This window comes from Paenibacillus andongensis, assembly GCF_025369935.1.
Classification (GTDB): domain Bacteria; phylum Bacillota; class Bacilli; order Paenibacillales; family NBRC-103111; genus Paenibacillus_E; species Paenibacillus_E andongensis.
Window position 1 is genome coordinate 1,974,877 of record NZ_CP104467.1, and the last position, 13,250, is coordinate 1,988,126.

Consider the following 13,250-nt stretch of genomic DNA (forward strand, 5'->3'; position numbering starts at 1 on the left):
TCAAACTTACTTATGAACTTTATCAATAACTCCGCCGCCTAAACACACGTCTCCATCATAGAAAACAACGGATTGCCCTGGCGTTACGGCTTTTTGCGGTTTATCGAAGACAACTTCACATGTTCCATCCTCCATAAATGTAAGGACTACACCTTGGTCTGGCTGACGGTAACGGAATTTGGCAGTGCAGGCATATGCGCCCACAGGTCTGCTCGATGATATCCAGTTCACATCTGTGGCTGTTAAGCCCTTGGAATATAGTCCTGGATACTGCTCACCTTGAACCACAAGCAGTTGGTTGCTTTCCAAATCTTTATCTACAACAAACCAAGGCTCGCCTGAGCCTGAACCGCCAATACCAAGTCCTTGTCTTTGGCCAAGGGTGTAGTACATCAAACCATCGTGACGGCCTTTGATTTCACCGTTACGAATATCGACCATATTACCTGGTTTAGCAGGCAAGTACTGGCTGAGGAACTCTTTAAAGTCCCGTTCGCCGATGAAGCAAATTCCAGTGCTGTCTTTCTTCTTTGCCGTGGCTAGACCTGCTGCTTCAGCAATTTCTCGAACTTTTGGTTTCGGTAGGTGGCCAATCGGGAACATGGCTTTGGACAGCTGCTGCTGATTGAGCACATTAAGGAAATACGTTTGATCTTTGTTAGCATCATTACCGCGCAAAAGCACGTATTCACCATCTTGTTCTTTCACTTGTGCATAGTGACCTGTTGCAATGTAATCCCCGCCTAAATCTATGACCTTCTGAAGCAATTCCCCGAATTTAATTTCGCGATTACACATCACATCCGGATTCGGCGTGCGGCCCTTGGTGTACTCGTCCAAGAAATAGGCGAAAACTTTGTCGTAATACTGCTTCTCGAAATTAACTGTATAGAAAGGGATGTCGAGCTGATCACACACTCTTCTAACATCCTCTGCATCTTCTTCTGCGGTACAATGGCCAAACTCATCGGTATCGTCCCAATTTTTCATGAAAATGCCAATAACCTCGTAGCCCTGTTCCTTAAGTAACAGCGCAGCAACCGAAGAATCGACACCTCCGGACATTCCCAATATGACACGTGTTTTTTTACTCATAGCTGTGAACCTCTTTTCTATCTTGTAAGACTTTTTTTAAAACTCTTCCTATTATACCTCTCTATTGTTCAAAATTAAAATATTTCATGAGAATGTCATTGTTTTTCCCCCACAGAACAAGGAATTTATGATACCATATATACGATATACGGATGTTTAGGAATGTTTTTGCGAAAAATGGAAACGCTGTGTACCAAGATAGGGAAGACCATAGTGTCTGAACGTGGATAAAATAGATGGTAGGCAATAGAAGTTTTAGCAATCTCGATCAGACTCCTTGATGGCATATAATGTTGAATGAGGTGTAACTTTGAAAATTTCTACAAAAGGCCGCTATGGTTTAACGATCATGATGGAGCTGGCCAATCGATTTGGTGAAGGACCGACTTCACTCAAAAGTATTGCCGAAAAGCATCAGCTTTCCGAGCATTATCTGGAGCAACTTGTAGCTCCGCTTCGCAATGCAGGATTGGTCAAAAGTATTCGTGGTGCTTACGGTGGATATATTCTCTCAAAATCTGCTGAGCAAGTAACAGCAGGCGAGGTTATTCGTGTATTAGAAGGACCTATTAGTCCTGTCGATTTCACGGAGGAAGATGATCCGGCTAAGCGTGATCTGTGGATTCGAATTCGCGATAGCATTGCGGACGTGCTAGACTCTACTACACTTGCGAACTTGATTTCTTTCGAAGACCAAGGCAAGAACGACAACTACATGTTTTACATTTAAGGGTGTCCTATGAATCCCATTTATCTTGATCATGCAGCAACTACACCCGTGCATCCTGAAGTATTGGAAGCGATGCTTCCCTTCTATACAGCCTTTTTTGGTAATCCTTCGAGTACTCACAGCTTCGGCAGAGCTACTAGAACAGCACTCAACCGGTTTCGTGATTCTATGGCGAAATCGTTAGGCTGTTTACCTGCTGAGCTAATTTTTACAAGCGGAGGGACCGAAAGCAATAATATGGCGATCTTCGGGATCATAAATGCGAACAAGGATGGCAAGAAGCATATCATTACGACGGAGATCGAGCATCATGCTGTTTTGCATCCCTGTGAGCAATTGGAGAGCCTCGGACACGAGGTGACTTACCTTCCAGTAGGTCCGACCGGTCTTATTCAAATAGAAGATGTGGAAGCGGCTATTCGACCTGATACAGCACTCATCTCCATGATGTATGTGAATAATGAAGTAGGGACCATTCAACCGATCGAGCAAGTAGGTCTTCTAGCGCGGAGTCGGCAAATTCCTTTTCATGTAGATGCGGTGCAAGCATTAGGGAAACTGCCGCTTAATGTTCGTGAACTTCCTGTTGATTTAATGAGTTTATCGGCTCATAAGATATACGGACCCAAAGGTGCAGGCGCCTTATATGTATCGAAGAACACGAGGTTGACACCTCACGTCTATGGCGGTGCTCAAGAGAGAAAGCGCCGCGCAGGTACGGAGAATGTAGCAGCAATTGCAGGCTTTGCCAAAGCAGTGGAGGTTACTCTCCCCATGATGGACAGCATACAATCCAATGTCACAGAGTTTCGCGGGCTTATGATAAGCATACTTGAACAGCAGTTAGGCTTTGATAGCTTTACGATTAATGGCCACAAGGAACAGTGTATCCCGCATATTCTGAACATCAGCTTCCCAGGTATCTCAACAGAAACACTTCTTATGAATCTTGATATAGAAGACGTGGCTGCCGCAAGCGGTTCTGCATGCACTTCAGGTTCACTTGAAGTATCGCACGTATTACAAGCCATGAAGCTCCCAGAAAATGTTACAGCCTCCGCGGTTCGATTTAGCTTTGGAATGGGGAATTCTAAAGAACAAATCGAAACAGCTGCCCAGAAAATTGCAACCATTGTCAAGCGGTTGCGTACTACATAGTACCGGGTGGTTCTAGGAGGAATAAAACTTGCGCAAAGCGCATGATTTGATCGGACTTCCCGTTCTAACGGTAGATTCCGGTAAACAAATAGGTCAAGTGAAAGATTTGTTGGTAGGCCCTGATTGGAACATACGAGGTATCATGCTCGAAGTGAAGAATTGGTTCTCCTCCTTACGTTATATACCGTGGGAGGGAGTCGTCGCTGCTGGAGAGGATGCCATTACCATACCGAACGAAAGTGTCATTCGCGAGTTTGAGCATGTAGAAGAGTGCCATGCTTTTCTTGAAGGAAGCCGCAAAATTAAAGGCCTTCCCGTCATTACAGTGGGAGGGCACAAATTAGGCGTGGTAGAAGATGTTTATTTAAACCAGAATTGGGGTAAACAAATAATAGGTTATGAATTGTCCGAAGGGTTTATTTCTGATTTAAAGGAAGGGCGAAGATGGCTTCCCATGCCAGAGTCGGCAACCAAAGGGGAAGATGCCGTCATTGTGCCTGTACATTGCGCTCAGGAAGTAGAAGAACTCTTCGTATCCAAAGAAGAATAGGGTGAGCATTATGCGTTGTCCAAACTGTAATTCCAAAGATATTGGAAAAATCGGTTCCCATCAATTCTACTGCTGGGGTTGCTTTATTGAACTCAGTGTGAACGGAGACAAAATGTCTGTGTATCAAGTAGAGGAAGACGGTACGTTGAGTTCTTTGGATGATTTATTCTTTGAGGAAGAAATTCCTCATGTCCATGAACATGCGAATTAATCGATAATACTACACATTACGAAACGTTATTTTTTGAGCGCAGCGGCGCTTAAGAAATAGCGTTTTTTTTATTGTTTCTCTCATGAGGCAGCGGGTTAATTTGGACGGGTTGTACATATACTGTATGAGCATATGTTTATTTGGATGAACTGAGGTGAAGAGAATGGAACGTTTTTGGAAAAATAAATGGTTTGTCGGGCTGGTCTACCTCCTGCTAGTCCTGGCCAGTTTGTATATGCTGCTGCAAATCAAGCCTATCATGTTTAGTGTATTTGCCTTTATAAAAGCTATCTTGACGCCATTTTTTATAGCTGTGATTATTTCCTACATTTTAAACCCGATCGTGAATATTCTTAACCAGCGGAAAGTGCCAAGAACCATTGCTGTACTGCTTATCTATAGTGTCTTTCTCACATCTCTGACTGTTATTATCATGAATATGACACCGATGTTTGTGTCCCAAATAGCGGAACTGAATGAGCATATGCCGCAAATGGCTATGCGCGCGCAGGCGATTGTAGACGGCTTTAATCAAAATCAACTGCTGCCCGACAGTGTGCGCAATGGATTTAATCATTCACTTACGAAGCTGGAAAATAGCATTTCCATGGCTATCTCGAACTACATGAATCAGATTGGAAATACCATCAATATGCTGTTCATCGCTTTTATCGTACCGTTCGTTGCCTTTTATATCTTAAAGGATTTTCAAATTATTGAGAAAACAGCCCTGGCTATCGTGCCACGTGAACATCGTAAGAAAACAATCAAATTACTGATTGATATTGACACGGCTCTCGGTAATTATATCCGGGGTCAACTGTTAGTTTGCGTGATTATAGGAGTTCTTGCCTATTTGGGGTATTGGCTTATTGGTATGCCATATGCCTTGCTGTGTGCTAGCGTTGTGGCGGTGTTTAATATTATTCCTTATTTGGGGCCATTTTTTGGAGCGGCTCCCGCACTCATTATGGCTTCAACGATCTCTTTGAAAATGCTGTTGTTCGTCGCTCTCGTTAATTTAGCTGTGCAAATTCTCGAAGGCAACGTTATCTCCCCTCAGGTGGTAGGAAGAACGCTTCATATGCATCCGTTAGTTATCATTTTCGCCTTACTTGTAGGCGGGGAAATCGCGGGTATTGTGGGGTTAATATTGGCTGTACCATTCTTTGCCGTTATGAAGGTGATCATTCAACATGTTTTCCTTCACTATGTACATAAGCCTACGACATGAGGTTTCATTAGGAATAGACGCACAGAACCCCTCTGAGCCATGACTTGCGGGATCATGGTCCAGAGGGGTTCTGCACGAGGGTTGAGGATATGAAAGGTGTGGCCATGCGTAAACCAACGAATGGGCTACGGAATAAGTATACGAATTCTTGACATATGTCTTATTTCGATAATGAAAATCATTATCACTTAAACGTAGTATACTTCCATTGAGAATGATTGTCAACTATATTTTTTGGGATTTCAAGCCCAAAGCTGCTCATGAATATTGACAGGGTACTAGCATATAGTTATAATTTGCCTTATCTATATCTGAATTGAAAGCGTTGATGAAACTTTAGTAAGCCATAGCCCATCGTCAGAGAGAAGGTTCCGCTTGAGCAGTGTTGCTGCGAGTAGCGGCTGGAAGAACCTTTCGGTGCAAGGATGGCCCAAAGCTCGTTTCGGAGTGTGGATGAACTTCACCGGTTGGACCCGTTACAGATCCGCACAAGGAGATTGCGTTTGTTTCCTCTTGCAGTAAGCAAGGGTGAGCCGAATACAATAACCAGGGTGGTACCGCGATTATTCGTCCCTGTATGTTACAGGGGCGTTTTTTGTTTGTTTTTCGAACAATTGATAAATATGGAGGCTTGAACAAGATGAAAGCAAGTGAAATACGTTCCAAGTGGTTGCAGTTCTTTGCAAGTAAAGGTCATAAGGTTGAGCCAAGCTCATCGCTCGTCCCACATAATGACCCCTCACTGCTGTGGATTAACGCTGGGATTGCACCTTTAAAACCGTATTTGGATGGACGCGAAATTCCTGAAAATCCGCGGATTACAAATGCCCAGAAATGTATTCGTACGAATGATATTGAAAATGTAGGTAAAACACGCCGACATCATACGTTCTTTGAGATGCTGGGGAATTTCTCTATCGGAGACTATTTTAAAAAAGAAGTTATTCCTTGGGCTTGGGAGTTTCTGACGGATCCGCAGTGGATCGGCTTTGATCCGAATCGTATTTCTGTCACCGTGCATGAGGACGATGAGGAAGCTTTTGAAATTTGGAACAAACAAATTGGAATTCCCGAAGAGCGTATTTATAAGCTCAAAGAAGATAATTTCTGGGATATCGGTGAGGGGCCGTGTGGTCCTTGTACAGAGATTTTCTATGATCGCGGTGATAAATACGGTGATTTGTCTGATCCAGAATGCTGGCCAGGTGGGGAGAATGAGCGTTTCCTAGAAGTTTGGAACCTCGTGTTTACGCAATTCAACCATAATAAGGACGGCAGCTATACACCGCTCCCTAATAAAAATATCGATACCGGGGCAGGACTAGAACGTTTTGCATCAATTCTGCAAGATGTGGACTCGAACTTCGACACGGATTTATTTAAACCGATTATTGATAAAACATGTGAGCTTACGGGTGTGAAATATCATGTGAATGAAGAGCACGATGTTGCACTCAAAGTCATCGCTGACCATATTCGCACCGTTGCTTTCTCCGTTGGTGATGGCGTTCTGCCTTCCAATGAGGGACGCGGTTATGTGATCCGCCGATTGCTGCGCCGCGCTGTACGATACGGCAAAGTACTTGGACTTGATAAGCCATTCCTTCATAAGCTCGTACCAACTGTTGGAGAAATCATGGGCGTTTACTACACGGAAGTTGTAGATAAACGAGAATTTATCGAGAAGGTCATCCGAACCGAAGAGGAGCGTTTCCATGAAACGTTAAGCGATGGCTTGATCATTCTGGCTGAGATGGTAGAAAAGACGCGTCAAGCTGGTACGAATCAAATCAGCGGACCTGATGCATTCAAGTTGTATGATACGTATGGTTTCCCTTTCGATTTGACCGAGGACTTTGCTTCTGAGAAGGGCTTGACGGTTGACCGTGCTGGATTTGATGCTTCCATGCAGGAACAGCGCGACCGTGCTAGAGCAGCCAGTCATAAAGAAGGCGGCATGAAGGTACAAGGTGGACCGCTGTCTGATTTGACGATTAAAAGCGAATTTGTTGGTTATAATGAATTGGTAGTTACTGCTAGTATCGTGGCGATCGTTCATGAGAATGAACTCGTTGACATTGTCGGAGTTGGTGAGACCTGCCAGGTCGTATTGGATCGGACTCCTTTTTACGCTGAAAGCGGCGGTCAGGTAAGTGATTATGGTATAATTCGAAATGAACAAGTGTCATTGAAGGTTGAGGATGTTATCAAAGCGCCTCATGGACAACACGTTCACAAAGTTCTTGTGGTATCGGGTGTTCTGCGTAATGGTGATTCCGTAGAAGCTATTGTTTCTGCCGCTGAACGTGGAGACATCATTAAGAACCATACAGCTACACATTTGCTGCACAAAGCGCTTAAGGAAGTGCTTGGAACACATGTAAATCAAGCAGGTTCTTTGGTTGAACCTGACCGATTGCGGTTTGACTTCTCGCATTTCGGAAGCATTAGCAGCGAAGAACTGCAGGATGTAGAACAGCGTGTGAACCGTCAGATTTGGAACAACACGAATGTGGATATTTCACTCAAAGCAATCGCTGAAGCGAAAGCAATGGGAGCAATGGCGTTGTTCGGCGAGAAGTACGGTGATATCGTGCGCGTTGTGCAAGTTGGCGATTACAGCTTAGAGCTGTGCGGCGGTTGCCACGTTCAGAATACGGGTCAAATTGGCTTATTCAAAATCGTCAGCGAGTCCGGAATCGGTTCAGGTGTTCGTCGGATCGAAGCGGTGTCTGGCCGGAGCGCGTATGAATATCTTGATCAGCAATTACAATTACTGAAAGAGTCCGCAGGCTTGCTCAAATCAAATATTCAAGATGTACCTAAACGTGTGGAAGCTGCGCTTCAGCAAGTGAAGGAATTGGCACGTGAAAACGAGTCGCTGCGCAGCAAGCTTGGGCGGATCGAAGCGGGTTCCCTTACAGACCAAGTGAAGCAAATAGCGGGGATTTCGGTGCTGGCTGCACAAGTTAATGCAGCGGATATGGACTCACTTCGGAATATTGTGGATGAGATGAAGACGAAGCTTGGTTCCGCTGTTATCGTACTCGGCGCTGCCGCAGATGACAAAGTCAATTTGGTAGCTGCTGTCACGCCAGATCTTGTGACTAAAGGCTTCCACGCTGGCAAAATCATTAAAGAAGTGGCTCAGGCAGTTGGCGGTAGCGGAGGCGGTCGCCCGGACATGGCGCAAGCAGGCGGTAAGGATGCATCCAAATTGCAAGCTGCATTGTCCGGAGTTGAAGGACTTCTGTCCCAATTTGCATAATTATTTTTCTGTGGGACAGGAATTTTTAAACCCATAGAGAATATAACCAGTATACATGGATTAATTTTCAAAAAATTTACAATGGTATCACAAGGAAAGTGAGGTGCTCCTGATGAGTTCCATGGATAAAACGATGAAGTTTAACGTAAAGGCAGAAGAAATTGAGACATCGCCCAAAGATGTGCTACTAGCGGTGTACGATGCTCTTCAGGAAAAAGGGTATAATCCGATCAACCAGATTGTCGGGTACTTGCTTTCCGGAGATCCTGCCTATATTCCACGGCATAACAATGCTCGGAGCCTCATTCGTAAACGGGAACGGGACGAACTCATTGAAGAATTGGTTCGTGCTTATCTGGGTCAACACAAATAGAAGGAAAAGAGAACCGGCATGAGATGGATAGGCTTGGATTATGGGGACAAGACGATTGGTGTAGCGATGAGCGACGAGCTTGGTTGGACGGCTCAAGGGCTTGAAGTCATACATCGTCGTAAGCCTGGGGAAGACATCGCTCGGCTGGAGGCCATTGTCAAACAGTACGGTGTTACTCAAATCGTGGTAGGCTTGCCCAAAAATATGAACAATACGATAGGGCCTCGCGGCGAGCTTGCTATTGCATTTTCGCAAGAATTAGAGCAAAAACTAAGTGTACCTGTACACTTGTGGGATGAGCGTTTAACGACCGTAGCTGCGACACGCACACTTCTAGAAGCTGATGTGAGTCGGAAGAAACGCAAGCAGGTTATTGATAAAATGGCCGCACAGCTCATTCTGCAAGGGTATATGGATGCCAATATGAAGAGGTGAACGAACGTGTCCAAAGAAGAATTGAATGAAGAACAACCAGAAATCATTTACATCCCGGACGATGAAGGCAACGAAGAAGAGTTCGAGGTTATCATGAAATTCGAAGTGGACGGTTCAGATAAGAAGTACATGATGGTAGTGCCTACTGACGGCGGAGATGAAGAATCCGATGAAGTGTACGCATTTCGTTATGAAGAGGATGATGACGGTGAGGATTTGAAGCTGTTCACCATCGAGGATGAAGAGGAATGGAATATCGTTGAAGAAACATTTAATACCTTAATGGCTGAATTCGATGAGGAAGAAGAAGCATGAGTACGACGCCTTCTGACGTATTGCGCAAAACTTACGGGGATGATATTATTTTGTTTGATGAGCAAAATGAATCAACGGTGTATCATCTTCTTAAAGAATTCGTTTATGGAAATTATACGTATGCTGTTCTGCAATCTGATGAACTCAAGAAGGAAGACGAGGTTGCTGTTTTCCGAGTGACGACAGATAGTGACGGACAGTATGAATTGGAAACCATCGAGGATGACGATGAATGGGAAACCGTTTCAGAGCTCTACGACGAGATGGTATTTCCAAAAGAGGATGAATTGTAAGAAGCATACAACCGAGCGGAGCGCATCCGCTCGTTTTTGTTTGCTTTGGGGTATAAAGCAAAACTCAGTTTATGCTTACGATGTTAGTTTTCTTACGAAAACTCTAAAGCCAACGCTTACGAAGTCAGTTTTGCTAAAGCAAAACTTTTAGGAGGATTATTGTGAACAACATGCTTGAACAAGAGAATGAACAGAATAAGCCTAGACGAAGTAAGCTTAAGCTCATCCTTCTTATCTTAGGACTATTGCTGCTCGTTATCATTGGAACTGCAGGCGGTATCGGATTGTATATCGCGAGTGCTCTCCAGCCTGTAGCTGCTTCTGAGCAAGAAGTAAGGGTTTCAATCCCGCAAGGCGCCGGATCTTTGCAAATCGCCAAGGAGCTTGAAACAAAGGGACTTATTAAAAATTCTTCGATTTTTACGTATTATTTAAAGATGAAGAAACTGGGCTCAAGACTTCAAGCAGGCGAGTACAGTATGAAACCGGGCATGACATTCGAAGAAATGATCAATAAGCTGAATAAAGGGGAGACCGTGAAGGAAGAAGTCATCCGTATTACGATCCCTGAGGGCTATACCGTTGATCAGATTGCAGCCAAATTAAGTGAGCAGACTCCTTGGAAAAAGGAAGTTTTTCTACAGATGGCGGATGCTCCTGCTGGGCTTAAGGGAGAAGCAATCGCAACGATTCCTGATAATAAAAGTATCAGACACCGTCTCGAAGGCTATCTGTTCCCAGAAACGTATGAGTTTAAGAAGGACTCCACGGAACAAGATTTCATTGAGCGAACACTGCAGCAGCTGGATAAGAAGTTGGCAACACTTCCACCAGACTGGAAGGACAAGCTCAAGGAGCGCGGACTTAACGTACACCAGATGTTGACTATTGCCTCTTTAATTGAACGTGAAGTAGTTGTAAACGAAGAGCGTGCACTTGTATCCGGCGTTATTCAGAACCGGTTGAAGAAGAATATGCCCTTGCAAATTGATGCAACCGTGCAATATTTATTCGATAAGTCCAAAGAGAGATTGCTGGAGAAGGATCTCCAAATACAAAGTCCTTATAATACGTATCTAAACACAGGTTTACCACCGGGACCAATCGCAAGTCCGAGCCTCGCCTCGATGAAAGCAGCTATTTATCCGGAAGAGACGAAGTATTTGTTCTATGTAACAAAGAAGGATGGGACGAAAGGACATTTGTTCGCAGAAACTTTTGAAGAGCATAAGAAGAATATTGCAGAAAGCAAGAAGGCTGCGAATTAGTAGTACGAATGTAAGATAGGAAGCTGACAGAAGGTAGGGTATGCAGGTGAAAAAACCAGAGTTAGTAGTAAGCTGCAGCACTGTGGCAGAACTGAAAAGATTGATCGAAGCAGGTGCAGATGCGGTTATAATTGGCGAAGCGCGCTACGGCATGCGTCTGCCGGGAGATGTGAAACTGGATGAGATGCAGGAAGCTGTGTCCTGGGCACATGAAAAGAAGGCTAAAGTCTATGTGTCTGTAAACAATATTTTCGACAATAATGCCCTCGAAGGGCTGTATGATTATTTAGCTAAGTTACAGGAATACGGTGTGGATGCCGTCATTTTCGGTGATCCCGCGGTACTAATGACTGCCCGTAGTTTACCTAAGCCATTAGCGCTGCACTGGAATGCAGAGATGACATCAACCAATTATGCGACTGCGAACTATTGGGCTAAGCAAGGAGCTACCCGTGTGGTCCTGGCTAGAGAATTGAATATGGAGCAGGTTTTGGCTTTTAAAGAAAAAGCGGAGTTGGCTGTTGAAGTACAAGTGCATGGCATCACCAATATTTATCACTCTAAGCGTGAGTTAGTGAAGAATTATATCGAGCACCAAGGGAAAGATGCAGCTAACCAGGATCGTTCTATGGAGAGAGGGCTATTCCTCATTGAACATGAACGCCGTGATCAGCGTTATCCTGTATACGAAGATAGTAATGGAACGCACATTATGAGTTCCGAAGATATTTGTATGTTGGAAAATTTACCTGAGCTAATGGACGGTCAAATAGATAGTTTGAAAATCGAAGGTCTTTTGAAATCTTCTCTGTACAACGAAACGGTTGTGAGAAGTTATCGTGCTGTAATCGATGCTTATGAAGCTGATCCTGAGGGATACAGCTTTCAACAGGAATGGTTGGATGAGATCGTGAAGTTGCAAGATCCTGAACGTGAGTTGTCATATGGGTTTTTCTACAAAGAACAGGTATATTGATAGATGAAAGAAGGTGCGTTATCGTGATGACGACAGCCATAGAAGCCCGAGCAAGAGGAAAGCGTGTTAGGCTTAACAAGCCGGAATTACTGGCTCCGGCAGGCAGTTTAGAGAAGCTGAAATTTGCGATCCATTACGGAGCCGATGCGGTTTACATCGGCGGCCAGAAGTATGGTCTCCGATCAAATGCGGATAACTTTTCGTTGGAGGAAATGCGCGAAGCCGTAGAGTTTGCCAATCAATATGGGGCAAAAGTATTCGTAGCAACGAATATTTATGCTCATAATGAGGATATAGAAGGCCTTGATGATTATTTGAGAGGACTTCAAGAGGTTGGGATTTCTGCGATTATTGCAGCTGATCCCATTATTATGGAAACGTGCAGAAGAGTAGCTCCTAAGTTGGAAGTCCATGTGAGCACCCAGCAATCCGTTATGAACTGGCAAACCGTGAAGTTTTGGAAAGACCAGGGTATTGAGCGAGTTGTTCTAGCCCGCGAAGTCAGCATGGAAGAAATTGATGAGATTAAAGCTCATGTCGATGTTGAGATTGAAGCCTTCATACATGGGGCAATGTGCAGCTCGTACTCGGGCCGATGCGTGCTTTCTAATCATTTCACAGATCGCGATTCCAATCGTGGCGGCTGCTCGCAATCATGCCGTTGGAAGTACGATTTATTTGCCAAGGATCAACCTCTTTCTGCTCCTTTGGCCACGGATTTACCTATGTTTGGCGAAGAAGATGATGCGTTCACGATGGGTTCGAAGGATCTGAGCATGATTGAACATATTGCGGAGATGATCGAATCTGGCGTGGATAGCTTCAAGATTGAAGGCAGAATGAAGAGCATTCATTATGTGGCTACGGTTGTTAATGCATACCGCCAAGCCATTGATGCCTACTTTGCCGATCCAGAGCATTTCGAGGTCAACCCTGTATGGCAGGATGAAATATATAAAGCGGCAAACCGACCTTTGAACACTGGTTTCTTCTATGACGCACCTGGACATGAAGATCATATTTTTGAGCCAGAGGATAAAGTTGTTGGATTTGATTTTGTTGGTCTGGTTATGGGGTATGATGCTGAAACGGGCACAGCGCTCATACAGCAAAGGAATCATTTCAAGCCTGGCCAAGAAATTGAATTTTTCGGGCCGGATGGTACGCATTTTAAGCAAAAGGTTGGACGCATACTGAATGAAGATGGTCAAGAATTAGATGCAGCTAGACATCCACTTCAATTGGTCAGATTGCAAACCGACAAACCTGTAAAGAAATGGGATATGATGCGCAAAAAAACAGGAAAATAAAACTATGGAAACTTTATCCAAATTCGAGTATATT

The 13,250-nt window shown here is 44.3% G+C and carries 14 protein-coding genes; 13 read left to right on the plus strand and 1 reads right to left on the minus strand.

The features are described from left to right. Window positions 1-6: 6 nt before the first annotated feature. Window positions 7-1,095: a tRNA 2-thiouridine(34) synthase MnmA gene (gene mnmA, locus NYR53_RS09130; protein WP_261304875.1), complete on the minus strand. Its 1,089-nt coding sequence runs from the start codon at window positions 1,093-1,095 to the stop codon at window positions 7-9. A 310-nt stretch (window positions 1,096-1,405) separates the two neighbouring features. Here mnmA and cymR point away from each other — a divergent pair, with 310 nt between their 5' ends. From cymR to NYR53_RS09195, 13 genes are all read left to right on the plus strand, one after another. Continuing rightward, window positions 1,406-1,825: a cysteine metabolism transcriptional regulator CymR gene (gene cymR, locus NYR53_RS09135; RefSeq protein ID WP_056836233.1), complete on the plus strand. Its 420-nt coding sequence runs from the start codon at window positions 1,406-1,408 to the stop codon at window positions 1,823-1,825. 9 nt (window positions 1,826-1,834) lie between these two features. Then, window positions 1,835-2,983 carry a cysteine desulfurase family protein gene (locus NYR53_RS09140; RefSeq protein ID WP_261304876.1) on the plus strand — a complete coding sequence of 383 codons (1,149 nt, stop codon included), beginning with the start codon at window positions 1,835-1,837 and terminating at the stop codon, window positions 2,981-2,983. Between the two features lie 28 nt (window positions 2,984-3,011). Next, window positions 3,012-3,533, plus strand: coding sequence for a PRC-barrel domain-containing protein (locus tag NYR53_RS09145; RefSeq protein ID WP_261304877.1), 522 nt, complete (start codon window positions 3,012-3,014; stop codon window positions 3,531-3,533). Between the two features lie 7 nt (window positions 3,534-3,540). Beyond that, window positions 3,541-3,744, plus strand: a complete 204-nt coding sequence (locus tag NYR53_RS09150; RefSeq protein WP_047676263.1) for a YrzR-like zinc ribbon domain — start codon at window positions 3,541-3,543, stop codon at window positions 3,742-3,744. 163 nt (window positions 3,745-3,907) lie between these two features. After that, window positions 3,908-4,978: an AI-2E family transporter gene (locus NYR53_RS09155; RefSeq protein WP_261304878.1), complete on the plus strand. Its 1,071-nt coding sequence runs from the start codon at window positions 3,908-3,910 to the stop codon at window positions 4,976-4,978. 640 nt (window positions 4,979-5,618) lie between these two features. Continuing rightward, window positions 5,619-8,246, plus strand: coding sequence for an alanine--tRNA ligase (alaS, locus tag NYR53_RS09160; RefSeq protein WP_290428991.1), 2,628 nt, complete (start codon window positions 5,619-5,621; stop codon window positions 8,244-8,246). A 112-nt stretch (window positions 8,247-8,358) separates the two neighbouring features. Next, window positions 8,359-8,619 (plus strand): IreB family regulatory phosphoprotein, encoded by a 261-nt coding sequence (locus NYR53_RS09165; protein ID WP_028555746.1) that lies wholly within the window; start codon window positions 8,359-8,361, stop codon window positions 8,617-8,619. A gap of 18 nt (window positions 8,620-8,637) precedes the next feature. After that, window positions 8,638-9,054, plus strand: coding sequence for a Holliday junction resolvase RuvX (ruvX, locus tag NYR53_RS09170; RefSeq protein ID WP_029196898.1), 417 nt, complete (start codon window positions 8,638-8,640; stop codon window positions 9,052-9,054). Window positions 9,055-9,060: 6 nt separating this feature from the next. Continuing rightward, window positions 9,061-9,369, plus strand: a complete 309-nt coding sequence (locus NYR53_RS09175) for a DUF1292 domain-containing protein (protein ID WP_047676265.1) — start codon at window positions 9,061-9,063, stop codon at window positions 9,367-9,369. Then, on the plus strand, window positions 9,366-9,662 hold the full coding sequence (locus NYR53_RS09180; RefSeq protein ID WP_029196896.1) for a DUF1292 domain-containing protein: 297 nt from the start codon (window positions 9,366-9,368) through the stop codon (window positions 9,660-9,662). Before NYR53_RS09175 ends, NYR53_RS09180 begins: the two co-directional genes overlap by 4 nt. Before the next feature lie 170 nt (window positions 9,663-9,832). Further along, window positions 9,833-10,930: an endolytic transglycosylase MltG gene (gene mltG / locus NYR53_RS09185; RefSeq protein WP_261306311.1), complete on the plus strand. Its 1,098-nt coding sequence runs from the start codon at window positions 9,833-9,835 to the stop codon at window positions 10,928-10,930. A 40-nt stretch (window positions 10,931-10,970) separates the two neighbouring features. After that, the gene (locus tag NYR53_RS09190) at window positions 10,971-11,906 is read left to right on the plus strand and encodes a peptidase U32 family protein (protein ID WP_261304880.1); all 936 of its coding nucleotides are present in this window, start codon (window positions 10,971-10,973) and stop codon (window positions 11,904-11,906) included. A gap of 26 nt (window positions 11,907-11,932) precedes the next feature. Beyond that, on the plus strand, window positions 11,933-13,216 hold the full coding sequence (locus NYR53_RS09195) for a peptidase U32 family protein (RefSeq protein WP_261304881.1): 1,284 nt from the start codon (window positions 11,933-11,935) through the stop codon (window positions 13,214-13,216). Window positions 13,217-13,250: the final 34 nt, after the last annotated feature.